At 69.6% G+C, this 25,578-nt stretch carries 19 protein-coding genes and 1 other RNA gene; 12 read left to right on the plus strand and 8 right to left on the minus strand.

Annotated features, from left to right (window positions below; translation table 11 throughout):
* Window positions 1-89: 89 nt before the first annotated feature.
* Entirely contained in the window at window positions 90-2,069 is a 1,980-nt protein-coding gene (locus tag ACIBH4_RS17800) for an acetoacetate--CoA ligase (RefSeq protein ID WP_362504056.1), read from the plus strand.
* 219 nt (window positions 2,070-2,288) lie between these two features.
* On the opposite strand, the gene ACIBH4_RS17805 is transcribed toward ACIBH4_RS17800, so the two are convergent.
* The 5 genes from ACIBH4_RS17805 to ACIBH4_RS17825 form a co-directional block, all read right to left on the minus strand.
* Window positions 2,289-3,809: an FAD-binding oxidoreductase gene (locus ACIBH4_RS17805; RefSeq protein ID WP_362765791.1), complete on the minus strand. Its 1,521-nt coding sequence runs from the start codon at window positions 3,807-3,809 to the stop codon at window positions 2,289-2,291.
* A 75-nt stretch (window positions 3,810-3,884) separates the two neighbouring features.
* A complete protein-coding gene (locus tag ACIBH4_RS17810; RefSeq protein WP_362765794.1) occupies window positions 3,885-5,342 on the minus strand; it encodes an NADH-ubiquinone oxidoreductase-F iron-sulfur binding region domain-containing protein in 1,458 nt (485 codons plus the stop codon).
* The gene (locus ACIBH4_RS17815) at window positions 5,339-6,178 is read right to left on the minus strand and encodes a hypothetical protein (RefSeq protein WP_362504065.1); all 840 of its coding nucleotides are present in this window, start codon (window positions 6,176-6,178) and stop codon (window positions 5,339-5,341) included. The genes ACIBH4_RS17810 and ACIBH4_RS17815 overlap by 4 nt, the downstream gene beginning before the upstream one ends.
* A gap of 144 nt (window positions 6,179-6,322) precedes the next feature.
* The gene (locus ACIBH4_RS17820; RefSeq protein WP_362765911.1) at window positions 6,323-7,831 is read right to left on the minus strand and encodes a DUF1996 domain-containing protein; all 1,509 of its coding nucleotides are present in this window, start codon (window positions 7,829-7,831) and stop codon (window positions 6,323-6,325) included.
* A gap of 5 nt (window positions 7,832-7,836) precedes the next feature.
* Window positions 7,837-8,508 carry a DUF4142 domain-containing protein gene (locus ACIBH4_RS17825; RefSeq protein ID WP_362504068.1) on the minus strand — a complete coding sequence of 224 codons (672 nt, stop codon included), beginning with the start codon at window positions 8,506-8,508 and terminating at the stop codon, window positions 7,837-7,839.
* Between the two features lie 306 nt (window positions 8,509-8,814).
* Here ACIBH4_RS17825 and ACIBH4_RS17830 point away from each other — a divergent pair, with 306 nt between their 5' ends.
* The 3 genes from ACIBH4_RS17830 (at window position 8,815) to ACIBH4_RS17840 (ending at window position 15,008) form a co-directional block, all read left to right on the plus strand.
* Window positions 8,815-9,354 carry a sigma-70 family RNA polymerase sigma factor gene (locus ACIBH4_RS17830; protein ID WP_362504071.1) on the plus strand — a complete coding sequence of 180 codons (540 nt, stop codon included), beginning with the start codon at window positions 8,815-8,817 and terminating at the stop codon, window positions 9,352-9,354.
* Entirely contained in the window at window positions 9,354-9,557 is a 204-nt protein-coding gene (locus tag ACIBH4_RS17835; protein WP_362765797.1) for a zf-HC2 domain-containing protein, read from the plus strand. The genes ACIBH4_RS17830 and ACIBH4_RS17835 overlap by 1 nt, the downstream gene beginning before the upstream one ends.
* Before the next feature lie 570 nt (window positions 9,558-10,127).
* Window positions 10,128-15,008: an NAD-glutamate dehydrogenase gene (locus ACIBH4_RS17840; RefSeq protein ID WP_362504075.1), complete on the plus strand. Its 4,881-nt coding sequence runs from the start codon at window positions 10,128-10,130 to the stop codon at window positions 15,006-15,008.
* A gap of 77 nt (window positions 15,009-15,085) precedes the next feature.
* On the opposite strand, the gene ACIBH4_RS17845 is transcribed toward ACIBH4_RS17840, so the two are convergent.
* Window positions 15,086-16,168, minus strand: coding sequence for a hypothetical protein (locus tag ACIBH4_RS17845; RefSeq protein WP_362504078.1), 1,083 nt, complete (start codon window positions 16,166-16,168; stop codon window positions 15,086-15,088).
* A gap of 65 nt (window positions 16,169-16,233) precedes the next feature.
* Between ACIBH4_RS17845 and prfB the strand changes: the two genes are divergently transcribed.
* Window positions 16,234-17,352: a peptide chain release factor 2 gene (gene prfB / locus ACIBH4_RS17850; protein ID WP_362765800.1), complete on the plus strand. Its 1,119-nt coding sequence runs from the start codon at window positions 16,234-16,236 to the stop codon at window positions 17,350-17,352.
* Between the two features lie 272 nt (window positions 17,353-17,624).
* On the opposite strand, the gene ACIBH4_RS17855 is transcribed toward prfB, so the two are convergent.
* Window positions 17,625-17,816, minus strand: coding sequence for a hypothetical protein (locus ACIBH4_RS17855; RefSeq protein ID WP_362504082.1), 192 nt, complete (start codon window positions 17,814-17,816; stop codon window positions 17,625-17,627).
* A 235-nt stretch (window positions 17,817-18,051) separates the two neighbouring features.
* Here ACIBH4_RS17855 and ftsE point away from each other — a divergent pair, with 235 nt between their 5' ends.
* From ftsE to ssrA, 5 genes are all read left to right on the plus strand, one after another.
* Window positions 18,052-18,741, plus strand: a complete 690-nt coding sequence (ftsE, locus tag ACIBH4_RS17860; protein ID WP_012888192.1) for a cell division ATP-binding protein FtsE — start codon at window positions 18,052-18,054, stop codon at window positions 18,739-18,741.
* A 31-nt stretch (window positions 18,742-18,772) separates the two neighbouring features.
* A complete protein-coding gene (ftsX, locus tag ACIBH4_RS17865; RefSeq protein WP_350946531.1) occupies window positions 18,773-19,681 on the plus strand; it encodes a permease-like cell division protein FtsX in 909 nt (302 codons plus the stop codon).
* A gap of 112 nt (window positions 19,682-19,793) precedes the next feature.
* Window positions 19,794-20,261, plus strand: coding sequence for an SsrA-binding protein SmpB (gene smpB, locus ACIBH4_RS17870; protein WP_344922291.1), 468 nt, complete (start codon window positions 19,794-19,796; stop codon window positions 20,259-20,261).
* Between the two features lie 2 nt (window positions 20,262-20,263).
* Entirely contained in the window at window positions 20,264-22,153 is a 1,890-nt protein-coding gene (locus tag ACIBH4_RS17875; protein ID WP_362504089.1) for a penicillin-binding transpeptidase domain-containing protein, read from the plus strand.
* 316 nt (window positions 22,154-22,469) lie between these two features.
* Window positions 22,470-22,854: a transfer-messenger RNA gene (gene ssrA / locus ACIBH4_RS17880) on the plus strand.
* Window positions 22,855-23,044: 190 nt separating this feature from the next.
* Here the strand turns inward: ssrA and ACIBH4_RS17885 are convergent.
* The gene (locus tag ACIBH4_RS17885; protein WP_399172405.1) at window positions 23,045-23,410 is read right to left on the minus strand and encodes a hypothetical protein; all 366 of its coding nucleotides are present in this window, start codon (window positions 23,408-23,410) and stop codon (window positions 23,045-23,047) included.
* A gap of 481 nt (window positions 23,411-23,891) precedes the next feature.
* Here ACIBH4_RS17885 and ACIBH4_RS17890 point away from each other — a divergent pair, with 481 nt between their 5' ends.
* Window positions 23,892-24,809 carry a DUF4388 domain-containing protein gene (locus tag ACIBH4_RS17890; RefSeq protein ID WP_362504092.1) on the plus strand — a complete coding sequence of 306 codons (918 nt, stop codon included), beginning with the start codon at window positions 23,892-23,894 and terminating at the stop codon, window positions 24,807-24,809.
* A gap of 283 nt (window positions 24,810-25,092) precedes the next feature.
* Window positions 25,093-25,461 (plus strand): roadblock/LC7 domain-containing protein, encoded by a 369-nt coding sequence (locus ACIBH4_RS17895; protein WP_350946534.1) that lies wholly within the window; start codon window positions 25,093-25,095, stop codon window positions 25,459-25,461.
* The last annotated feature ends 117 nt before the right edge of the window (window positions 25,462-25,578 follow it).

The following is a 25,578-nucleotide window of genomic DNA, read 5'->3' on the forward strand; positions in this document are numbered from 1 at the left end:
GTCCGTACGTGGGCGCCCCACACTGGAGGTCCGGAGGGTGTGTGGCCCCGGGGGATGACATTCGGGTGGGGCACCGAGAGGATGGAGTCATGGTTGAGGAAGGTGCGCCGCTCTGGGAGCCGTCCCCGGAGATCGTGAGAAACGCCAAGGTCACCCGCTACGCGGAATGGCTGGGCCGGTCCGGTGACTACGAGTCCCTGTGGCGGTGGTCGGTCGACGCGCCTGAGGAGTTCTGGACGTCGATCTGGGACTACTTCGGGGTGGTGGGGGAACGCGGCGACGGGCCCGTCATGTCGGGGGGGATGCCCGGCACCGAGTGGTTCGCCGGGTCGACGCTGAACTACGCGGCGAACGCGCTGCGCGGGGCCGCGTCCGACCCAGGGCGGCTCGCGGTGGTCTCCCGCGACGAGGCGGGCGGGCGCCGGGCGCTCACCCTGGGAGAACTCGCCGAGGAGGTGGCGCGGGTCCGCACGGGGCTCGCCGCGCTGGGTGTCGGGCGCGGTGACCGGGTGGCGGCCTACCTGCCGAACGTCCCCGAGGCGCTGATCGCCTTCCTCGCGACCGTCTCCCTGGGCGCCGTCTGGTCCTCCTGCTCGCCCGACTTCGGCGCGCCCAGCGTGATCGACCGTTTCACCCAGATCGAGCCGAAGGTGCTCGTCGCGGTCGACGGCTACGACTACAACGGCAGGCGCTTCGACCGGAGCGCGGTCGTCCAGGACATCGCCGCCAAGCTGCCGACCCTGGTGGCGCGGGTGCGTGTCCCGGCCCAGGACGCGCTCGGCGCCGACACCTCCGGTACGGCGCAGGACGCGGCCGTGACCGGTGACGGCGTCCGTACGGTGAGCTGGGCGGAGGTACGCGCCGTCGCGGGACCGCTCGACTTCGAGCCGGTGCCGTTCGGGCACCCGCTCTGGATCGTCTACTCCTCGGGTACCACCGGGTTGCCCAAGCCGATCGTGCACGGTCACGGCGGTGTGGTGCTTGAGCACCTCAAGGCGCTCTCCTTCCACCAGGACCTGGGCGAGGGCGACGTCTTCTTCTGGTACACCACGACCGGCTGGATGATGTGGAACTACCTCGTCGGCGGCCTGCTGGTCGGTTCGGCGGTGGTGCTCTACGACGGGGCGGCGACCTACCCGGAGACCGGCGCGCTCTGGCGGCTCGCCGCGGAGGAAGGGGTCACCTACTTCGGTACGGGGGCTCCGTACGTGATCGCGTCCATGAAGGCCGGTCTGGAGCCGTCAGGTCTCGACCGGCTGCGTGGCCTCGGCTCCACCGGCTCGCCGCTGCCGCCCGAGGGGTTCGCCTGGGTGTACGACGTGATGCCGGAGGTCCAGCTCGGCTCGTTCTCCGGCGGCACCGACGTGTGCACCGGTTTCGTGGGCGCCGTACCGCTGCTCCCGGTCCGTGCGGGGGTGATCCCGTGCCGGTGCCTGGGGGCGAGGGTCGAGTCCTTCGACCCGTCGGGTGCCTCGGTGGTCGGCGAGGTGGGCGAGCTGGTGCTGACCCTGCCGATGCCCTCGATGCCGGTGATGTTCTGGAACGACCCCGACGGGTCCCGCTACCGCGACAGCTACTTCTCCGAGTATCCGGGCGTCTGGCGGCACGGCGACTGGATCAAGATCCTTCCCGACGGTGGCTGCGTGATCTACGGCCGCTCCGACTCGACCCTGAACCGGGGCGGTGTCCGGATGGGCACCAGCGAGTTCTACCGCGTGGTGGAGCGCTTCGAGGAGATCACCGACAGCCTGGTGATCGACACCGGCCAGCTCGGTCAGGAGGGTCGCCTGCTGCTGTACGTCACCATGGCCGAGGGGTCGCACCTGGACGACGATCTGGTCGGGCGCCTGCGCAGGGAGCTGAGGGAAGGCCTCTCGCCGCGACACGTACCGAACGAGATCATCGAGGTTCCCGGTATCCCCCGCACCCTCAGCGGCAAGAAGCTGGAGGTCCCCGTCCGCAAGATCCTCCTCGGCGCCGCCCCTACGATGGCCGCCAACCTCGACGCGATGGCCAACCCCGAGGTCCTGTCCTACTTCGTACCGGGAGCCGACGTCACCCGGCACTGACCTCCCAGGAATCACAGGCACGCGGCGCCGACCGCCCCGGAGCCACGCGGCGTCGACCGTTCAGGGATCGGTGCCACAGGGTACCGACCTCCCGGGGAGCGGTGTCACATGGCACCGGCCGCCCCTCGGAAGCGGTGTCACGCCGCTCCGGCCTCCGGGGGAGCGGCGTCGTACGACGGCGGCCGCCCCACGGGAGCGGTGTCACGCGGTCTTCGGAGGTCAGATCCCCTGGGGAAGGCGGAACAGGCGGCCCGGGTCACGGACGGCCTTGACCTGGGCGAGCCTGGTGGCGTTGCCCCCGTAGTAGGCGGCGCGCCAGCCGCCGAGCTCAGGGTCGACGTAGTTGACGTACGCGTGGTCGCCGAAGTGGGGCCGCATCGCCGTGCGCGCGGTCCTGGTCCAGGCCTTCGCTCCGAGGCGGTGGGCGTAGTACTGCACGCTGTAGAGGGCGGTCCGGTGCGGGAAGGCCGTGGCGTCGGGGCGGACCCTGGCGACGGCGCCACCGAGGGCGTCCAGCAGCACGGTGTGCTCGCCGGGGCGGGCCACCTGGGCGACGAGGGCCTTGGCCCCGGCCTCGGAGAGCGGACGGTAGGCCATGTGTGACTTGGCGGTGAAGTTGCCCCTGGACAGCCGCCCGCCCCGGGCCTGTCCGGGCAGGGTCGCGGGCAGACGGCACTCGGCGACCGAACGTGAGGCGCAGCCCGCCATGATGAGCATGGCCTGGCGGTAGGAGGTCTGGGTGACGGAACTCGACGACGGCGACCCGGCCGCGTCGGCGAGCCGGTCGAGCAGCCGTTCGCAGCCGGCCTTGCCGCCGAGGTAGAGCCCGACGACCTCCACGTCCGTCCCGCCGTTGCGGCTCAGGTGCATCCCCGACCACATGGCGTCGGGAGCCGAGGGAGCCCACGCCTGCCAGGCGCGCAGGGCCTTCACCGCCTTCGACCACGGCCAGTGCAGGAAGAACACCGTGACCTCGCGGGTGGGGTGGGTGCGGAACTCGAAGGAGACCGCCACGCCGAGGTTGCCCCCGCCGCCGCCCCGTGAGGCCCAGTACAGGTCGGCGTTGTGGTTCGCGTCGCAGGTCAGCAGCCGTCCGTCGGCCGTGACGATCTGGACCGACTCCATCACGTCGCAGGTCAGCCCGTACTTCCTGGAGACCACGCCGATGCCGCCGCCCAGGGTCAGCCCGCTCACCCCGACCGTCGCGCAGGTCCCTGCGGGGATGCTGACCCCGCTCGCGGCCAGCTTGTCGTAGATGTCGATCAGCTTGGCGCCCGCCCCGACGGTCGCGCGCCCCGAGGAGTGGGCGACCTTGTTCATCCGGGACACGTCGAGGACGAGACCGTTCCCGGTGGACCAGCCCGCGTAGGAGTGCCCGCCGGAGCGTACGGCGAGCGGCAGTTTCAACCGGCGCGCGAAGCCGACGCACTCGGCGACGTCGGAGGGGTTGGCGCAGAGGGCCACCCCCGCGGGCCGGATCACGTCGAAAGTGGGGTTGAACAGCTTCCTGGCGCCGGAGTACGCGGCGTCGCCGGGCCGGATGAGCTTGCCGTCCAGTCCGTCGGCGAGCGCTCGCCAGTCGGCGGGCCGTGGCGCGCCCGCGGCGCCCCTGGCGGTGGTGTCGGCCTGGGCGCCGTTCATGCCGACGGCGCCCAGGGGGGATACGCCCTGAGCGCCCAGCGTGAGGGCGGCGAGGCCGCCGGTTCGAAGGAATGCCCGCCTGTCCGGGGGGGTCGGCATGTTCTTACTCCCGAGATTCGGTGTCACCTGCCTGATAGGACGGCCACACCGCCCTTCAGGTTGATCACGTTCGCATCACGTCCTCTGCACCACGCGCAGCGCGAGGGCCGGGCACATCTCGACGGCCCTGCGGGCCATCCGCCGGAACTGGGCGGGTACGGTGTCGCGACTGAACACCGGGTAGCCGTGCTCGTCGAGGTGGACGAGGTCGGGGGCGAGTTGCGCGCACAGGCTGTGGCCCTGGCAGCGGGTCCAGTCCACGGTGAGCTTCACCTCCGGCTCGTTCTCCTGCGGGGGCAGGGGGAGCACGCCGAGCACCGGGCGCCCGCAGCCGCCGCGCAGCAGGTGCTCCTCGATGTCCTCGGGGAAGGCGTCGAGCGCCGACAGCACGAACCTGGACGTTCCGTCGGGGTGGAAGCACGCTCCCCTGCCCTTCACGCTCGCGGACCTGCTTCGCAACTCGTCCAGGGCGGAGGCGGACCCGTTCACGAGCTCGGCCATCGACTGCGCGACGTCCGGGAGCCCGAGGCGGCAGGGGCCGCACTGCCCCGACGACTGGGCGGCGAGGTATCTCGCGACCCTGACCGTCTCGCCCAGCGGGCAGGTCTCCCCGCCGAGCGGCACGATGATCCCGGCTCCGAGCTGGCCGCCCGCCTCCGCGATGCCCTGACGGGAGACGGTCGCCACGGCCGCGGCGTCCGCGTGCAGCCACGCGCCGTGGTAGCCGCCGACCAGCACCCCGTCGCCGGTCGAGGCCTGGCAGGCGTCCAGGACCGCGTACAGCGGGGTGCCGGTCGCGACCTCGACCACGGCGGGGGCCTTGGCCGAGCCGCCCACGGTGAGCAGGACCGTCCCCGGCTCGCGTGCCGTGCCGACGTCGGCGTACCGTTCCGCTCCCAGGGTGGCGAGGACCGCGAGCTGGGCGTACGTCTCGGCGTTGGACAGCAGGGTGGGCAGCCCGTTCACGCCGCTCTCCACGGCCCGCACCTTGCGGCCGGGCGGCTCCCCGACCTGGCCGTTCACCGAACGGACCAGGGCGCCGCCCTCGCCGGAGATGAACCTCTCGACGATGCCGACCACCCGGACCCGGTCGGCGATGCCCCGTTCCTCGACCGCGGCGGCCACGGACGACTGGCCCATGCCGCCCTCGACGGTCGCGATCACGACCTGCTTGGCGCCGATCGCGTCCGCGGCGAGGAGGGCGCCCTCGATGACCAGGTGGGGAGTCCTGGTGAGAAGCATGGTGTCCTTGCTGCTCGCGGGCTCGCCCTCGGCCGCGTTGACCAGGACGATCTTGTCGGCCTTCTTGTCCATCACCGCGCGGACCTTGCGGGCGAAGGGGAACGCGGCCCCGCCCCGCCCGCGCATGTCCACCTCGTCGGCGAGCGCCGCGAGCTCCTCACCGGACATGGTCGGCGCGGTGCCGTGCATGTCGCGGTGTTCCGCGAGGTCCATCCTGCGGCGGTCGTCGAGCCCGGCGGTCAGCCTGGCCGGCCCCAGCCGGCGCACCGGGGGGACACGGTAGGGAATCATCCGACACCTCCGATACGGCGAAGCTCCGGCTGCTCCTCACGGACGATGCGCGGGATGCGGCCGACGATGCTCGTGGGCGGGGTCAGGCTCGTGGGCGAGGTCGTCTCCGCGGCGACGGGCACCGCCACCGGCGCCTCCTCGGGCACGAAGATCGGCTTGGGCTGCAGTTCGGAGATCACCCGGATCAGCAGGGCGGCTCCCACCGCGACCAGGCAGACCACGTAGCTCCAGGTCACCCACTCGGCGGGTGCGCGGCCCGCGGTCAGCCCGTGCAGGACCGCCATCGGCCACGCCAGGTAGGCGGAGCCGTGCAGCATGCGCCAGAGCCACGGCCTGCTGTTCTCCGCGAACCTGGCACGGGCGACCCCGGTGAGGAAGACGAGGATCATCAGGTCGGAGGCGATGGCGCCGAAGCCGACGTACAGGCCCTGGCCGCTCGCCGAGAGCGGGATCACGACGGAGGGGAGAGACGTCCTGCTTTCGATGATCTTCATCGTGACGTGGATGGCGAGGAAGCCCATGCCGACCATGGCGGTGGCCCGGTGGGCGAACTGCGACCGGATCCTGCCCAGGACGGGCAGCACGATCCGGTCGGCGGAGAGCAGGCCGAACGCCACGGTCACGGTGAGCGAGACGAGGGCGATCACGCCGGAGAAGAACGAGAAGACGCCGCGGACGGCGGCGGCCACCTCCATGCCGGGCGCCGTACGCCCGAGCATCAGGAGGCCGACCACGGAGACCGTGATCGTGACACCGAGGCCGATCCTGGCGGGCCTCTGGTCGAGGCTGATCCCGGCCTCGGACCGGGTGTGCCTCGGAGTCCGTCTGTTACCCACCTGTTGCTCCTGTCTGCGAAGCGGCTCGAACGACGTCTGCGTTCGAGGGGGATGGACTCTGATATCGCGAGATGCCGCCCCCCGTCTCCGCGGGGTGTGGAAGAGGCGCGGAGACGGGGAGCGGCGGTCCCGGGAGGGATTCCGTCAGCAGCGACGGTTCCTGTTGATGCAGTCGACCGCGAACCTCATGAGCCGGTCGGGCATCACGTTGGCGAAGTCGGCGTGGTCGGTGACGGGGTTGTGCCGTTGCTCGGGGAAGGCGTCCAGCGCGAAGGACGCGGTACGCGGTGTGGCGTAGAACAAGCTCATCCGTAGCTGCGGGATCGCCCTGGTGCCGGACGGGCAGGCGCCGTTCGCGTCGGGGAACACCACGTGCGTGCGGTGGTTCGCGCTGTCGTTGTTCTGGCCGTCCCAGCAGCTGGGGAAGTCCAGGATCCGGACGAGCAGGCTGCCGCGCGGGCAGAGCGGGTACTTGGTGGTGATCCGGTTGGTGAACCCGGTGCAGGTCCACTTGGCGAGGGCGTTCGCGCCGCCGTTGGTGGCGGCCTTGGCGTCGCCGGTGAGCATCCTGATGAAGCGCGGCATCGGGCTCACCCTGGAGACCGGGTTCCCGCGGAACTGCAGGTTCACCTGGCGGGCCCGCATGATGGTGCCGACGTTGCCGTCCGGGTCGCCTGCGTTGGCGTCGCTCGTACGGTCGCGAAGGACCGGCCAGAAGTAGGTCGAGCGGTCGTTGAACGCGCACGTGGTGCCCGCGGCGGCCAGTGACTGGTCCGTGGAGAAGGCGTCGGTCGACAGGTTGCCGACGTAGTCGTGGATGTGGTGGGCGCCGTTGGACACGCCGGGGGCCACGATGAAGTTGTCGGAGTTGTGGTGACCGTTCCTGTTCGTGCCGCACCGGGAGGTGAAGACGCCGCCGGAGCCGCCGCGCCGGGTCCGGACGTCCTGGAAGTTGCGCGGGACTCGCCGGATGTCGATGAAGTCCTCGGGGAACGGCCCGAGGTCGGCGCACTCGGCCTCCTCGCCGCCGGGCGGGGGAGCGGAGGTCTCACCGGGAGCCGGGTTCGCGGGCGGGTCGGCGGGCGGGGCGTCGGTCGGCGGAGTGTCGGCGGGGGGCTGGTCGGGGTTCTGCGAGGGCGCCTGGTTCGGCCGGCGGCGGGCGTTGGAGTCGTTACCGTTGCCGCCCAGGGTCTGTGCCTCCTGGTCGGCGAACTCGTCGGGGGTGGCGGGTTCGGTGGGAGAGGCCTGGATGAGTTTTCCGCCCGCGGGAGGCGCGTCGGCGGGCCGGTCCTGAGGGAGCTGATCCTGAGCCGGCTGGTTCTGAGCCGGTTGGTCTTGATCCGGCTGGTTCTGGGCGGGCTGGTCCTGGGGGGGAGCGTCCTGTGGGAGTTGGTCCTGGGCCGGCTGGTCCTGCGGAGGAGTGTCCTGCGCGGGCTGGTCCTGGTTCTGGCCCTGATCCTGTTGGCTCTGATTCCGGTTCTGCCGGTTCGGGTCCTGCTGACTTCGCTGGTTCTGCTGGTTCTGGTTCTGTTGTTCGGCGGGGTCGCAGTGATCACCGTAGGCGGGGGTCGTGACCGCCACCGTGAACGTGACGGTGGTGAGCGTGCTGGTGGCCAGTGCCAGCGCCGACAGGGAGACGAGCGAGCGTTTCATGATTTTCAAGCGATTTCTCTCCTCACAGGTGTGTCGAGAGCGGAGACGGGCGGCGGCGGTGCGGGCATCGGAGGCTCGGGCAGGTCCGAGTAGTCGACCAGCCCCGTGCTCTCCAGCAGGGTCATGTGCTTCATGACCACCTCGACCGCTCGCTGGGCGAATGTCCTGACCAGGTCGTTGCGGGTGCCGGCTCGTACGCCGGCGACCACCCCGAAGACCTTTCCGTGGGCTTGGCGCAGCAGCCGGGCGAACAGGAGGTCGTACTCGGCGCCGGCCTTCACCGCCGTCAGCTGCGCCATCCAGGACTGCTGGTCGGCGTTGGCCTGGTCGGGCAGCGGCACGTTCAGCTTGGCCGCGAGGGCGCGGACCTCCTCGTCGAGCTTGAGGTGGTCGGTCATCAGGTGCATGCCGACCTCCTTCACCCGTTTGCTCGCCGCCCGCTGCTGGGCCTGCTGGCCGCTGGGAATCTCCCAGAGTCCGGCCAGGCGGACCTTGACCAGCAGGTCGCGATCGGCCGGGCCCAGGGGGCCCTGCGGGGTTTGGACCCAGCTTTGATCGGCCAGTGCACCGCCGCCGGGAGGGGTGATCAGGACGACCGCCACGGCGGCGATCGCGATGAAGACCCCGAACAGCAGGGGTTCGCCGTTCTTGAAGCGGCGGAACAGTGATCTGAACATGGCCCGGCCCCGCTCTCAGAGACTGGCCGCCATCGGGGCCTTCTCGGCGCCCGGCGCGGTGACGAACGTGCCGCCCGACCCGTGAGGGGCCGGGTGCGTGAGGAGGAGGACAGTTCCGACCGGCCACGGGATATGCCGCACCGCCATGTCGTTTCCTTTCCCCGGGGCCCGCCGATGCGGGCGCACTTGGTGGGAGGTACGCGGCGCTGCCCGGGGTGGTTCAGCAGAAGTGATGAGATAGTTAGAAATGATTGGAGTTGCCAGAGTTGCAGACGGGACGGATAACGAAGGTGTAAAGATGTGCCCGTGCGTCAACTCGACAGTCGGTTCGAGAGCGCGGACACCGATGTCCTCCTGGTAGAAGATCTGTACCGAGAGTTCGGTGTACCCCTGCTCCGCCATGTGCGTAAGGCCACCGGTAACGATCTGCAGTGGGCAGAGGACGTCGTCCAGGAGACGCTCGTCCGTGCCTGGCGCAACGCAGGAAGGTTGCAACGAGAGCCCGGCCTTCTGTGGGCCTGGCTCCTGACAGTCGCCCGTCGTATCGTCATCGACGGTCGTCGTAGACGAGGCATCCGACCACAGGAGGTCGAACCCGCCGACGCGAACGCCGTGCCCGTTCCCGACGGGGCCGATCGCGCGCTGGAGGCGATGGTCGTCGCCGAGGCGCTGCGAGAACTGTCCCCAGAACACCGCGAAGTCATCGAGCACACTTACCTACGGGACCGTACGATTAACGAGGCGGCGGAAATCCTCGGGATACCGCCGGGTACGGTCAAGTCCCGGCTCTACTACGGGATCCGGGCTCTCCGAAAAGTCTTGAAGGAGAGAGGTGTCGCGAGCTGATGTTGCCCTCCCCGCATCATGACGTGGCGGCGTACGCCCTCGGGCTGCTCGACGAAGAGGATCACGAGACGTTCCAACGCCATCTCATGACCTGCGAGGAGTGCCAGGTCGAGCTCCGGGAACTCAGCGAGGTTCCCGGACTTCTCGATGCGGTGAAGCGGGACCGCTCCAATGCCCTGGACGATGACCGCACGCCACATTGACGTTTAGCTGCTTTTGGGGTGATATCAGGAACGGTGGTACGTCCCGGTCAACGAGGATCGGGACAGACGGCCACTGGAGGTGTCGTGCCGCGGGCCATGCCCGATGGGCGGAGCGCGGGTCGGTCGACCCCGATCGCCGGGCGAGGCGTCCGGGGCGAGGCCAGACTCGCCCGGCTGCGCCGTAGCCCTTCCGAGGCGACCCTGTGGAATGATTGCCCCACCGCCACCTCGTGGGGAGAACCCGCCGTCTCCGACCAGGAGCCCTTCCGTTCCCCGTTGGCAGCGGCGAGAGACCGCGGTTCCCATGACGAGTCGTGGCGCCTGGCTGCGATCCCGATCACCCGTGAAGAGACGATCACCCCGTGGTGGGCGTTTCGTGCCCCCGCTCCCGGGGAGCTGAATGTGGCCGGAAACGGGCTGCAGGGCGAGGGCAGCGAGAGCACCGCATCCCCGAGGGCGCGGGCGACATCACTTTCTCTCCGCCGGGCACCATTTCCGCGGAACCTATGAGATTCCATCCTGGAGTCTCACCCAACTATGCAAAACCCCTCACAAAGGAGTGAGAGCGACATGCCGCTCGACGAGGCCAAGGACGAGCTGCTGAGGAGTGCCGCGGAGACGTGTGCGCGCACACCGGGCAGTGATCACGTGAGCGTGGAGGAGGCGCTCGCCTTCCTGCGGCTCTACTACCGGCATGTCGCCCCCGAGGACCTGCTCGGCCGCGACCTGGTCGACGTGTACGGCCCGGCGATGGTTCAGCGGCGGCTCGCCGAGCAACGCCCCCAGGGCCGCGCCCTGGTGCGCGCCTACACCCCCGCTCCCGAGGAGCACGGCTGGGCACCCGGGTTCTCCGTCGTGGAGATCGTCACCGACGACATGCCCTTCCTCGTCGACTCGGTGACCATGGAGCTCAACCGGCACGGCGTCGGCATCCATCTGGTCGTCCACCCGCAGATGCGCGTGCGCAGGGACATGACGGGCAAGCTGCTCGGCCGCGACGAGGAGGACGTCACCGGGCAGGTGCTCGCCGAGTCCTGGATGCACTTCGAGATCGACAGGCAGAACGACGAGGCCGCGCTCAAGGCGATCGAGACCGACCTGCAGCGTGTCCTGGAGGACGTGCGCGGCGCCGTCGAGGACTTCGCCAAGATGCGGGCGCTCGCCCTGCGGACCGCCGAGGACGTCTCCGTCAACCCGCCGCCCCTCGACCCCGCGGGGGTGGAGGACAGCCTGGAGTTGCTGCGCTGGCTCGCCGACGGGCACTTCACCTTCCTCGGCTACCGCGAGTACCGCCTGGAGGTGGGCGAGGAGGGCGACAGGCTGCACCCGATTCCCGGGACGGGGCTGGGCATCCTCCGCGGCGACAGCGCCGACTCGGGCAGCTTCGCCGCGCTCCCGCCCGACCTGCGCGCCAAGGCCCGCGAGAAGCAGCAGATGCTGATCGTCACCAAGGCCAACAGCCGCGCCACCGTCCACCGCTCCGCCTACCTCGACTACGTGGGCGTCAAGCTCTTCGACGCCTCGGGCGAGGTCGTCGGCGAGCGGCGTTTCCTCGGCCTCTTCACCCACGTGGCCTACAGCGAGTCGATCTCGCGCGTCCCGGTGCTCCGGCGCAAGCTGGCCGAGGTGCTCGTGCTCGCCGGGCTGACCGCCGACAGCCACGACGGCAAGGATCTCATCGAGATCCTGGAGACCTTCCCCAGGGACGAGCTCTTCCAGACCTCGGTGGAGCAGCTGCTGCCGATCGCCCTCGGCGTGCTCAGGCTCCGCGAGCGCAAACAGGTCAAGGTCTTCCTGCGTCCGGACGACTACGGCCGCTACGTCTCGTGCCTGGTCTACCTGCCGCGCGACCGCTACACCACCAAGATCCGTATCAAGCTGCAGGACATCCTGCTCAGGACGCTCGGCGCAGGCACCTTCGACTACAGCGCGATGATCGGAGAGTCGGCACTCGCCAGGCTGCACGTGGTCGTACGCGGTGAGCGTGGCAGGCCGCTGCGCGTCGACACGGTGAACGTCGAGGAGCTGGAGGCGAGGCTCGCCGCGGCCACCAGGTCCTGGGAGGACGACCTGGTCTCCGCGATCACCGAGCTGTGCCCCGAGGACGAGGTTCCCAAGCTCGTCCGCCGCTACGTCCCGGCGTTCCCCGAGGGCTACAAGGCCGACTTCCCCGCCCGGATGGCGGTCGCCGACCTGCGCCGCCTGGAGGAGCTCGCCGCCTCCTCGGGCGAGATCGAGATGAACCTCTACGAGCCGCACGACGCGACGGAGGGTGAGCGCCGCTTCAAGCTCTACCGCCTCGGCGCGCCGGTATACCTGTCGCACGTGCTGCCGCTGCTCCAGCGGATGGGCGTGGAGGTGGTCGACGAACGGCCGTACGAGGTCGACCGCGACGGGGACCCGGCGACCAAGGACGCCTGGATCTACGACTTCGGCCTGCGCTACACGCCCTCGCCCGAGGTCGACAGGGATGAGTTCAAGCGGCTCTTCCAGGACGCGTTCGGCGCGTTATGGGCCGGGCGGGTGGAGAACGACGGGTTCAACGGGCTCGTCCTGGTCGCCGGGCTGACCTGGGAGCAGGTCGAGATCCTGCGCGTGTACGCCAGGTATCTGCGCCAGGCGGGCACCGCGTTCAGCCAGGAGTACATCGAGCGGGTGCTGACGGGCAACGTGCGGCTCGCCCGGCTGCTGGTGCGCCTGTTCGAGGCGAGGCTGAACCCCCGGCGCCCGGCCGAGGTCCGCGCCGACCTGTCCGACGCGCTGCACGAGGAGATCCTCGCAGCCCTGGACGACGTGGTCTCGCTGGACGAGGACCGGATCCTGCGGGCCTACCTGGAGATGATCGGGGCCACCCTGCGGACCAACTACTTCCAGCGGGTCGACGGCGAGCGCAAGCCGTACATCAGCCTGAAGCTCGACTCGCCGTCGATCAGCGTGCTGCCGCTGCCCCGGCCCGCGTACGAGGTGTTCGTCTACTCGCCCAGGGTCGAGGGCGTGCACCTGCGCTTCGGCAAGGTCGCGCGGGGCGGGCTGCGCTGGTCGGACCGGATGGAGGACTTCCGTACGGAGGTGCTCGGGCTGGTGAAGGCGCAGATGGTGAAAAACACCGTCATCGTCCCCACTGGCTCCAAGGGTGGCTTCGTCGTGAAAAATCCGCCGAAGTCGGGGTCGCGGGAGGACACCCTGGTCGAGGGCATCGCCTGCTACCGGATGTTCATCTCCGGCCTGCTCGACCTCACCGACAACCTCGTCAACGGCGATGTGGTCCCGCCCGCCGACGTCGTCAGGCACGACGGCGACGACACCTACCTGGTGGTCGCCGCCGACAAGGGCACCGCGACGTTCTCCGACATCGCCAACGCCGTGGCCAAGGAGTACGGCTTCTGGCTGGGCGACGCTTTCGCCTCCGGCGGCTCGATCGGCTACGACCACAAGGCGATGGGCATCACCGCGAGGGGCGCCTGGGAGTCGGTCAAGTACCACTTCCGCACGACCGGCGTCGACATCCAGAACACCGACTTCACCGTCGCCGGAATCGGCGACATGTCCGGTGACGTGTTCGGTAACGGCATGCTGCTCTCCCGGCACATCCGGCTGGTCGCCGCGTTCGACCACCGGCACATCTTCGTCGACCCCCGGCCCGACGTCGCGGTGAGCTACGCCGAGCGCGCCCGGCTGTTCGCGCTGCCCCGCAGCTCCTGGGAGGACTACGACGCCTCGCTCATCTCCTCCGGAGGCGGCGTCTGGCCCCGTACGGCCAAGTCGATCCCCGTCTCCGCGCAGACGCGCGCCGCGCTCGGCATCGACGCCGACGTGACGTCGCTCGCCCCGGGCGACCTGATCAGCGCCATCCTGCGGGCCCCGGTCGACCTGCTGTGGAACGGCGGTATCGGCACCTACGTCAGGGCGTCGAGCGAGTCCAACGCCGACGTCGGAGACAAGGCCAACGACGGCCTGCGGGTCACCGCCGGCGAGCTGCGCTGCAAGGTGATCGGCGAGGGCGGCAACCTGGGCTTCACCCAGCTCGCCCGGATAGAGTTCGCGCTCAACGGCGGCCTGGTCAACACCGACTTCATCGACAACTCCGCCGGGGTGGACACCTCCGACCACGAGGTCAACATCAAGATCCTGCTGGACCGGGCCGTCCGCGACGGGGAGCTCACCGACAAACAGCGCAACCAGCTCTTCCTCGACATGACCGACGAGGTGGCCGAGCTCGTCCTGCGCGACAACTACGACCAGAACGTGGTGCTGGCCGCCGCCCGCGCGCAGGCCCCCGACATGCTGCACGTCCACGCGCGCCAGCTGCGCAGGCTGGAGCGGGCCGGGCTGCTCAACCGGGAGCTGGAGTTCCTGCCGTCGGACAAGATGCTCGCCGAGCGGCGTCAGGCCAGGCTCGGGCTGACCGCGCCGGAGTTCTCGGTGCTGCTCGCCTACACCAAGCTGGTGACCGACGCCGAGATCCTCGCCTCCGACCTGCCCGACGACCCCTACCTCGCCTCCTGGCTGGTGTCCTACTTCCCCTCCGCGCTGCGCGACGCCGGGATCCGCACCTACATGGACACCCACCCGCTCCGCAGGGAGATCATCACCACCGGGGTGGTGAACGACCTGGTCAACTCCAGCGGGACCACCTTCCTGTTCCGCATCGGCGAGGAGAGCGGCGCGTCCACCCCCGACATCGCCCGCGCCTACCTGGTCACGCGCGAGGTCTTCGACATGCCCAACCTCTGGCGCCAGATCGAGGAGCTGGACAACAAGGTCGACACCCCCACCCAGATCGCGATGGAGCTGGAGGCCCGCAAGCTCGTCGAGCGGGGCACCCGCTGGCTACTGGGCAACCGGCGCCCGCCGCTCGACCTCGCCTCCACCGTCGGCTTCTTCGCCAAGGGGATGAACGGTCTGCTGCCGCACCTGCCCAAGCTGCTGACCGGGGTCGACCTGTCCGCGTTCGAGGAGCGGCGCGACGGCTTCGTCTCCCGGGGCGTCCCGGACGAGCTGGCCGAGCGCGTCGCGGCGATGGTGCCCGCCTACTCCACGTTCGACCTGGTCGAGGTGGCCGCACGCACCGGCCGTCCCGTGCACGACGTCGCCGAGGTCTACTTCGACCTCGCCGACCGGCTCCAGCTCTCCAGGCTGCGCGAGCGCGTCGTCGCGCTGCCCAGGGACAGCCGCTGGAACTCCATGGCGCGGGCCGCGCTCCGTGACGACCTCTACGCCGCGCACGCCGCGCTCACCCACGGCGTCCTGACGCACAGCACCCCCGGACTGTCGCCGGAGGAGCGGCTGGCACGCTGGACCGAGGCGAACTCGGCGGCGGTCTCGCGGGCGCGGCAGACCCTGTCGGAGATCTGGGAGAGCGACAACTTCGACCTCGCGACCCTCTCGGTGGCACTGCGCGCGATCCGCACGCTGGTGGCCACCATCAACCTCCCGCGCGCCGACGCCTGACCCGCCCGCCGCCCGGCCGGGCCTCCTCACCGGGGGCCCGGTCACGCGGCGCGCCACACGGTCACCCGGCCGGCTCCCTAACTCACGATGACCTTGGTGAGGCCGCCGAGATAGCCGATCACCTTGGCCGCGTGGCCGCTGTCCTTGGCCGGGACCGTGCTCACGTACAGCTGCGTCTCCACCGTGCGCAACTCCTTGAGGATGAACCGCTCCTTCGTCAGCTTCCTGGCCTCGGGCGGGATACGGGTGTCCGACCCGCACGGCGTGACCTTGATCGACCGTGTCGTCGTCCTGATGAGGGAGTAGAGGACGAGAGCGCCGCCGTCGGCGGTGCGCAGCGCGTGAACCGGGTAGTCGCTCGCCGCGAAGATCGAGTCGTAGCCCAGGCAGTTGTTCTTCTCCTCCGCGCGCCTCCTCGTGATCTCGTCGGCGAGCCCCGTGGTGTGCGGGCCCTCCTCGATCAGCCCCGTCGCGAACCCCCGCTCGCCCTCCTCCGCCGAGGTCGCGTGCAGCGGGGCCATCAGGCGCGGGCTGATCGCCACCGTCGCGTCCTCCTCGCCCAGCGCCGTCGCGTACCCCTCGGTGTCCGTGACGACCTCCGGGGGCCGGACGCCCTCGTCGAGCAGGGAGGTCGAGCTGACCCGCCAGTCCTCACCGCCCTGCCGCATCAGGGTGAGCACGGCGGTGCGCACCTCGCCCGAGGACTCCTCGCGGTCCACGAACGCGGCGAACCAGAGCGGACCCTGCTGGTTGCGCGGGACGAGCAGCCGGGGAGTGCCCCACGTGTAGTGGGGAAGGTCCTCGGCGGAGCCGCTGAAGGCCGCGATGGTGAGGGCTTCCTGCCCGTCGCGGGTCTGCTCCAGCATGAGCCTGCGGTCGGCGTCCAGGTGCGGCGTCGCCGCCCCCAGCACCCCGTCGGCGCCCACGACGCCCGCGAGAGCCCTCTTCGCCTCGGCGAGCGTGACCGGGGGCGGCGAGGGGGTGGCCGTGGGACGGGCGGTCGGCGTGACGGCGTCGGCCGAAGGGCTCCGCTCGGGCCGGCCGTCGCCGGAACCCGAGCACGCCGCGGTCGCGGTGATCAACGCCAGCGCGAGTGCGAGCACACCCTGCCGCCCGTTTTCGCGCACGTACACCTCCCGATACTCCCCGATGCGGGCCATGCTAGCCATGGTGGGGGAGCCTGCCGTACACGATGGGGTTCGGAGGTCGCGTACCCTTTACAGACGTGGCACTCATCGATCCGGCAGAACAGATCAACGAGCTTACCGGGACGCTGAACAGCATCCAGGATGTGCTCGACCTTGGCGCGATGCGCAAGCAGATCGAGGAGCTGGAGGATCAGGCCGCCGCCCCCGACCTGTGGAACGACCAGGAGCGCGCGCAGAAGGTCACCAGCAGGCTCTCCTATCTCCAGGGCGAGATCAACAGGATCGAGTCGCTGGAGCAGCGGCTGGACGACCTCTCCGTCCTGTACGAACTCGCCGCCGACGAGGGGGACGACGACACGCGGGAGGAGGCCGACCGCGAGCTGGAGTCCCTGCGGGGCGACATCGGCGCCCTGGAGGTCCGCACCCTCCTGTCCGGGGAGTACGACGCCCGCGAGGCGGTCGTCACGATCCAGTCACAGGCGGGCGGTGTGGACGCGGCCGACTGGGCCCAGATGCTCCAGCGGATGTACCTACGGTGGGCCGAGCGCAAGGGCTACCCGACCGACATCTACGAGACCTCCTACGCGGAGGAGGCGGGCATCAAGTCGACGACCTTCACCGTCAAGGCCCCCTACGCGTACGGCACGCTGCGCGGCGAGCACGGCACCCACCGGCTGGTCCGCATCAGCCCGTTCGACAACCAGGGGCGCAGGCAGACCTCGTTCGCGGGCGTCGACGTGGTGCCGGTCGTCGAGACGACCGACCACATCGACATCAACGAGGACGACCTGCGCGTCGACGTCTACCGCTCCTCGGGGCCCGGCGGCCAGGGCGTCAACACGACCGACTCCGCGGTCCGCCTCACCCACCTGCCCACGGGCATCGTGGTCTCCTGCCAGAACGAGCGCTCGCAGCTGCAGAACAAGGCGACCGCGATGGCGGTCCTGCAGGCCAAGCTGCTGGAGCGCAAGCGCCAGGAGGAGAAGGCGGCGCTGAACGAGATCCGGGGCGAGTCGACCACGTCGTGGGGCACCCAGATCCGTAACTACGTGCTCCACCCGTACCAGATCGTGAAGGACCTGCGGACGGGCGCCGAGGACGGCAACCCGAGCGGGGTGCTCGACGGCGACCTGGACGGCTTCATCGAGGCCGAGATCCGCTGGACCCGCCGCCAGGAGTCGGGCGCCGACGACTAGGACGTTCTTCTCCCGTCCCCGAGGGCCGGACATGGGCGGACACCCTCGGTCTTCGTCCCCGGGGGATGGACGAGCGGGAACGGCTGCTCGCCGGCATCCGGGGCCCTCGTCCCCGAAGGACGGACGCCCGCGGGAACTCCCGGTGAGCCGGGAGTCGGCAGGGAGACCGTGTTCCGGCCCCGGACAGGTCGGAGTCCTCGCTCACGGGCGCTTCTGAGCGCCCGTGAGGCGGTTCTCCCGCGCGAGCCGGGAAAAGGCCTCGGACGGGCGTGTCAGGCGCCGCTGAGGTGCTTCAAGGCCAGGGTGAGGAAGAAGAGCGCGATCAGCACCAGCGACAGGAGCGCGGGGGTCATGCCCCCGAAGGTGTGCTGGTGCATCCGCTCGCGGTACGCGCGGCAGCGGGGGCAGCGGCCTTCGGCCACGGGGTGGGCGCACCCCGCGCAGACCAGGTCTTCACAGCTCATGATGTCCTCCCTCGTCGAGGTCAGAACTACTTTATGCGGTCGTTACCGGGCGCCGAATCGTTTTGTTTCCGTTATGGGCTTTCCATGTCAGTCTTCCCCCTAGACTGGGCTCCGGCCAACCGGAACGTCGATCAAGAGCAAAGACCGGCGCCCCCCGGCCGGCGAGAGGCGGAAGTGGCCCTCTGCCACTCCTGCGACCGTCCTAACCCCTAGACTGGCATGCCGTGATGCGCCCGTGATCCATTTTGATAATGTCACCAAGGTCTACGCGAACCAGAACCGGCCCGCGCTGGACCACGTCAGCGTCGATGTCGACAAGGGCGAGTTCGTGTTCCTCGTCGGCCCCTCGGGGTCCGGGAAGTCGACCTTTCTCCGCCTGGTCCTGAAGGAGGAGCGCCCGAACTCGGGCGCGATCCACGTGGCCGGCAAGGACCTCGCCCGACTGTCCAACTTCAAGATTCCACACCTGCGCCGCCGGATCGGATGTGTCTTCCAGGACTTCCGGCTGCTCCCGAACAAGAACGTGTACGAGAACGTCGCGTTCGCCCTGGAGGTCATCGGCAAGCCCCGGCGTTTCATCCGTAAGGTGGTCCCGGAGGTCGTCGAGCTCGTCGGCCTTGAGGGCAAGGCACATCGGATGCCCGACGAGTTGTCCGGTGGCGAGCAGCAGCGGGTCGCGATGGCCCGCGCGTTCGTCAACCGGCCGATGATCCTGCTGGCCGACGAGCCGACCGGAAACATCGACCCCGCGACGAGCATCGGCATCATGAAGGTGCTCGACCGGATCAACCGGACCGGCACCACGGTCGTCATGGCCACGCACGACGCGGCCATCGTCGACTCCATGCGCAAGCGGGTGGTGGAACTGGAGGACGGCAAGATCGTCCGTGACCAGTCGCGAGGCGTGTACGGCCAGGCGTACTGACACCAGGACCGGATAGAGCGACAGGAAGAGCATGCGGGCAAACTTCATCTTCTCCGAGGTCTGGATCGGCCTCCGCCGCAACCTCACGATGACCATCGCGGTCATCGTGACCGTGGCGATCGGCATGGCGTTGCTGGGCGTCGGTCTGATGATCAACTCCCAGATCTCCAGCATGAAGGACTTCTGGGCGGACAAGGTCGAGGTCTCGGTCTTCCTGTGCAAGAAGGACGACCCCTTCCCGCAGTGCAAGGGCAGCGGTGGCGTGAACGCCCAGGAGCGGGCCGCGCTGAAGGGGGACATCGAGGCCATGCCCCAGGTCGAGAAGGTCGACGTGGAGGACGCGGCCCAGGCCTACAAGAACTTCCGGGCACAGAACGCCAACAACACCGTGCTGCTCTCCGCCATCCAGGTCGAGGACATGCCAGAGTCGCTGCGGGTCAAGCTCAAGGACCCCGACGCCTACGCGGCGGTGATCGAGGCGGTGAAGGGCGCACCCGGGGTCTCCAACGTGGTGAACCAGAGGGAGCTGCTGGAGAAGTTCTTCGGGTTGCTGGAGAAGCTCCGCTGGGCGGCCCTGGTGGTGGCCATCATCCTGGTCTTCGCGGCCACGCTGCTGATCGGCAACACCGTGCGGCTCTCGGCGTACAACCGCAGGCGTGAGACCGGCATCATGCGGCTGGTGGGGGCCTCCAACCTCTACATCCAGCTGCCCTTCGTGATGGAGGGCGTCATCGCCGGTCTGATCGGCGGTGTGATGGCCGCGATACTGCTGATCATCAGCAAGGTCTTCCTCTTCGACGGGGTGCAGCTCTACCTCTCTCCCAACAGCCAGCTGTCCTGGGAGACGGTCGCCTCGGTGATCAGTATCACCATGATCTTCGGCGTGCTCATCTGTGTTCTGGCGTCCTTCGTCACGCTCCGCCGCTACCTGCGGGTGTGACGCTCCCGTGTCCTCGTACGCCCCGCGGGCGTGGCGCGTCCGTACGTCGCTCCGGGCCTCGCCCGCGCTCGCGGGCGCGGCCCGACACCCCGGTCACCGGTAGGCTCCAGACATGCCACGTGAGACCGGGCGGAAGGTAATCGCTCAGAACAAGCGTGCCTGGCACGACTACCACATCGAGGACACCTACGAGGCCGGCCTCGTGCTCCAGGGCACGGAGGTCAAGTCGCTGCGGCTCGGCCGTGCCTCCCTCCTCGACGGGTACGCCGTCATCAAGGACGGCGAGGCCTGGCTGATCAACGTCCACATTCCCGAATACACCATGGGGACCTGGACCAACCACGCCGCGCGCCGAACCCGCAAGCTTCTGCTCCACCGCAAGGAGATCGACAAGCTGGTCTCCAAAACCAAGGAGGGCGGGCTCACCCTGGTGCCGCTCGCCATCTACTTCAAGGACGGCAGGGCCAAGATAGAGATCGGCCTCGCCAAGGGAAAGAAAGACTGGGACAAGCGGCAGACGCTGGCCGAGAACCAGGCCAAGCGGGAGATGGCGCGCGCGCTCAGGCACAGGAACAGGTGATCGTGAGGGGCAAGGCCCGGCGAGCCACCGCCGCGGCGCTCGCGCTGGCGGTGACGACTCCCATGTTGTCCGCGTGCCTAGAGGAGCCCTCGGCTCACGAGGCGGTGCGCGACTTCCTGATCGGCTGGCAGACGGGCGACTACGCCGCCGCGGCCAGGCGCACGGACGGCGACGAGAAGGTGGTGAGCCGGGCGCTGGAGGACGCCAAGCTCCAACTCGACGCGGCCTCGTTCCGTTTCGACGTCACGAGCATGCGGCGCGCGGCGGACGAGGTCGAGGCCGACTTCGACGCCGAGGTCGACCTGGGGGAGAACAACCCCCTGTGGGAGTACGAGGGCGTGCTGCCGCTCCACCTGGTCGACGGCCGATGGAAGGTGCGCTGGTCGCCCAGTGTCCTGCACCCCCAGCTGCGCGAGGGTGAGCGGTTCGCCGTGAAGGTCACCCCCGAGGGGCGTCAGCCGATCCTCGACCGCAACGGTGACCCGCTGCAGGAGAAGGCCGTCCTGCACGTGGCGAGCGTGGTCCCGGCCACCCTGAAGAGCGGCCAGGCGGACGAGCTCTGCGAGAAGCTCTCCAAGATCACAGGTTTCCCCCAGGACCGCCTGCTGAGCCGGATCCGCTCCGCGCCGCCCAACCTCCAGGTCCCCCTGGTCACCTTCGGTCGTACGAAGTTCGGGCAGTTGCGCGCGCAGCTGGAGGCGATCCCCGGGATCACCCTCTCCGCGCAGGAGCAGGCGGTCGCCCCCGCCTCGCCCACCCAGATCGTCGGCACCGTCACCGCGGTCACCCCGGAGAGCGAGCAGCAGCTCGGCGGCCCGCAGCGGGCCGGGGACACGGTCGGCAGGGCCGGTCTGCAGAAGGCGTACCAGGAGCATCTGACCGGTTCGACCGACACACGTGTGATCATCGTCGATCTCAAGACGCTCAAGGTGACCGAGCTCAAGAAGTGGCGGCCCGACCGCTCCACCTCGCCCGTGCAGACCACGCTCGACCGTTCCCACCAGAAGGCGGCCGACAGCGCGCTGCTCGGCGGTGGGGCTCCCGGCATGCTGGTCGCGGTCCAGGCCTCGACCGGCGACATCCTGGCGGTGTCCAGCACCGAGCAGTACGACCAGGAGAGGCACGCCCTCGCGGGGAGGTTCCCCGCGGGGACCGCCTTCTCGATCATGACCGTCGGGGGCATGCTCAAGGCGAAGATCGACCCCAGGCAGAAGATGGCCTGTCCGGCCGACAGGTCCGTCGGGGGGGCCGCGTTCCACCAGGAGGGTGCGCCCGCGGGGAGCTCGCCGAGCATCCAGGCCAACTTCGCCACCGGCTGCGTGACCGCGCTCGCCGCGCTGGCCCGCAGGATCGACGGCGCGGAGCTGGCGGCCGACGCCGCGAAGTTCGGCATCGGGGCGCCGTGGACGCTCCCGCTGAGGTCGTTCAGCGGCTCCATGAAACCGCTGAAGAACGACGCGGCCACGGCCAAGGCCATCGCCGGGCAGAACGTCCTGGTCAGCCCGCTGTCCATGGCGCTGGTCGCGGGAGCCGTCTCCTCGGGCACCTGGCGCCCGCCGGTCCTGGTCACCGAGCCCGAGGTCGCCGACTCCACACCCGACGCCAAGCCGTCCAAGGCGCCGGACCCGGTCAAGCTGGACGACAAGACGGTCGAGACCCTCCGCACCTTCATGCGCAGTGGAGTGACGGTGGGCTCCGCGCGTGCCGCGGCGGCACCCGGCGACCCCGTCCACGGCATCACCGCCGTCGCCTCGCAGAAACGCAAGCCGCTCGCCTGGTTCGTGGGGTGGCAGGGGGACGTCGCCGTCGCCGTGCTGACGCAGAGCTCGGACGCCACGGCCGGTGCGGCCGTCGCGGGGAGGTTCTTCCAGGGGCTTCACGCGGGGTTGTGACGTTCCGCACTGATTTTTTCACCCTGAGCAACCATTGGGTGTCTTGTTGGCGTCCTTCTAAGTGACCGGGCCCGCTCGGGGGGTTGCGGACCCGGTCGCAGTGATGGGACAGGGCTTCATCTCGGGGGAAGCCCTGCCGTCAGAACCGGCTCGACCCTGCCGGTCGACCCCGGGGACGCTCGCGATTCGCGGGTGTCCCCGGGGTTTCGGCGTTCGGGGCTCCTGACGCCGCGCGGGAATTCGATTCGCGTCGGCCGTGTTGTAGGAGGTATCTTCGGATGGCTCGACCCCTCGGGGTCGCGTTGAAAACTCAACAGGGGGTGACTGGTTTCGACTTTGGCTTTTCAAGCCAGGTGAAGCGGGTCGAGGACTGCGGACATAACCTCGTTAACACTGTGACCGCGACCAACAAGTGCCAATAAGACGCACTCCGAAGTCAGCCAGGGCAACCTGGCACTCGCCGCCTAAGCAGCGAGTGACTTCTGCCGGCCCGGGAGCGCCTCCGGCCCGGATCCGGCATCGCTAGGAGGCTCAACCGATCGACCCGGCCACGGGGAAGATCGGGAAATCTTACAGTGGCTGAGCCCGTCGGCAACTTGCCTGCGTGATTGCCGGGGCTGAGAAAAGCACAGCAGGCTGCACCCGGAGAAGCCCTGTCCTGGAGTTGAAGGACGCGGGTTCGATTCCCGCCACCTCCACCCCCGTTCCGCGCCGACCGCGCGGAACAGATCGCCGAAGGGCGGTCGAGTCGGCCCAGTGCCGCCTCGGCCGCCCTTCGTCTTTTCCTGGCCACAGCATCTTTTCCTGGCCGCAGCGGGGTCGCTCTTCGGAAGCCTTCGTCGCCGGGTGAACTCGCCTTCCGGTGGTGATGCCGTCCCGTGGCTCTCGCGGCTAGATGGTGAGCGCGGACTCGATGCGCCTGAGGTGGTGCCTGGCCAGGGCGAGGTTGGAGCGGTCGCGGTCGAGCACCAGGTAGAGGAAGGTGTGGCCGCCGCTGTCGGACAGGAGCCTGATGATGTGATACTGCCTGGCCAGCGTGATGAGGATGTCCTCGACGGAGTCGTTGATGTTCAGCGCGGCCATGGTCCGCACCTTGGCCCGGACGACCTCGGTGTTGCCCGCGGCGGCCACCTCCAGATCGAGGTCGCGGCCTCCACCGATCGTGCCGAGAGACATGCCGCTTTCGTAGTCGACCAGCGCCGCGCCGACCGCGCCGTCGATCGCCATGGTCTCCTTGAGGGCGGTTTCGATGTTCATGATCTTCTTTCCCGGGCGAGCGACCGCACCCCGGCGCCTCGCCGAGGAGGGGACTTATCGGACATACAGATGGGGCAGTTTGTGGCTGTCGATACGTAAAGTACACTTAACTACTACCGTTAGTGAAGTGCAATATGGTCTAGTAGCGGATGAACAGCTCATTAGGGGAGATATCCGGAGTTCGTGGCCGGGGGCATGACCTGTCCCGTCCCATGGAGTCAGGGGTGTCGTGCCGCGTCCGGGCGTCTCCCGGCTCGTCCGGAGTGCGCGGGCGCCGGGATCGCGTCGTCTCCCGTCCGAGCGCCCGTGAAAGAGCCGAGGGAGACATCCGGTGGTGAAGACCGGCCCACATTCCGTTCGTGAACGACTCACCCTCAGCGAGCAGAACCAGAGGTGACCCTGTGCCGTCGTCGGCCGCTATCCAGCCGATGCCGTCTCGTGGAGCGGCCGGCCGCTCCCCTTCCCTGAACAGGATGACGGCGTGACCGCCGGGGAGCCGGAGGTCCTGGGCGAGATCGGGAGATGCCTGCAGCGGCTCTCCCGCGAGAGGTTCTCCGGCGTGCTCCGCGTCGAAGGAGGCCCGGGAGGAGCGCTGTGGGTGCGGGACGGCCTCGTGGTGGCCGCCACGACCCCGGCGGCCCCCGGCCCCGAATCGTTGCTGCTGCGCTCGGGCAGGGTGTCGGAGAAGGACTGGACCGACGCGTACACGACCGGCGCCCCCTCCGACCGGCTCGCCGCCGAACTCGCCGAGCGCGGCGTCATCGGCGAGGCGGGTCTGGAGGCGGTGTGTCTGGCCGCGCTCTTCGACGCGGTGTTCGCCATGGTCCTGTACGGCGTCGAGTCATGCGCCGCCGAACCGGTGGGACCCGGCGACCGCCAGCCGCTGCTGCCCGTCCTGCCGGGGATCGGGCACGAACGGCTGGCACGGGAGACCGCGCGCCGCACGGGGTACGTGGAGACCTGGCGACGGCTGGGCCTGTCCATGCGCGTCAGGCCCGTGCCCCCGGCCGTCTCCGTTCCCACGCTGCTCGGCGCGGACCGGATCCGCCGTGCCGTCCTGGAACGGGCGAACGGGCGCCGGACGCCGCGGGACATCGCCTTCGTCCTGGGCAAGGGCCTGTTCGCGGTGATGAGTGAGATCGCGAGGATGGTCGAGGAGGGGGTGCTCGACCTCGGCGGTTCCCCGGCGGGGGAGGTGACGCCCGCTCCCGAGCCCGCGGCGGAGGACCCGGACGAGAGTCCGGCCTCCCGGCTGCCGCGCCGCCATCCGGGCAACAGCAAGATCAATGAGATGCTGGCCGCCGCCGGGGGAGGACCGATCCCCTCCCGGCCACTCCTCGCCCTCCGGTCCCTGCCGCTGCCCTCGTCTCCGCCCTCCCGGGAATCGGAGGGTGATTGATTTTCTCCCCACGGTTGAAGTCAGGGGATTCCAACCCTCACGGGTCGGGTTTCCTGCTTCGTCGCCGGTTGCCCGCCAGGAGGAAAACTCTCCCCATTGAGGTCTTACACCAGCCCCACAGGCGTTTTTCCTCTCCGCCTGCCCGGCGGCGAGGGTGGTGCGGGTCATATGTGCGGCGGCTTGGTTATCGCCACCGCACGCACATGCCGACAACCCGTGCGGTGTCTTGCCGCGTTTTCTTCCCACGCCTAAAGGCGGGGTTCTCCACGCTGAAAGGAACACGATGACCAGGCAAGCGGTGCTCGCCGAGCTGAAGATCCTGCGCGATCAGGTGGCCGGCGTGATGGAGACGGCCGTCGCGTCCGTGGACGGGCTGCTCGTCGCGGCCGACAGCGAGGGGCCGAGGCCGGAGGTGCTGGCGGCACTGGCCGCCGCCACGCTCGGCCTGGGCAAGCGGACGGGCTACGAGGTGGGCATGGGGGAGCTTCGTGAGGTGGTGACCCGCTGTCGCAGCGGGTACATCGTCGTCTACGCCGTGCGTCAGGAGGCGCTGCTCGTCGTGCTCGCCGACGAGGGGTTGGACGTCTCCCGGTTGCACGTGGAGTCCCGGCCCACGGTCGAGCGGCTGGGCGCGCTCCTCGTCGCCACCTGACCGGAACTCCACCCGCGACCGGGACTCCACCCGCGACCGGGATCCCGCTCACTGCCGGAGCCGTACCCGCGACCGGGGTCCCGTCGGCGAGCGAAGTCGTACCCGCGACCGGGGGCC

The sequence above is a fragment of the Streptosporangium sp. NPDC050284 genome (assembly GCF_044459525.1).
GTDB lineage: Bacteria > Actinomycetota > Actinomycetes > Streptosporangiales > Streptosporangiaceae > Streptosporangium.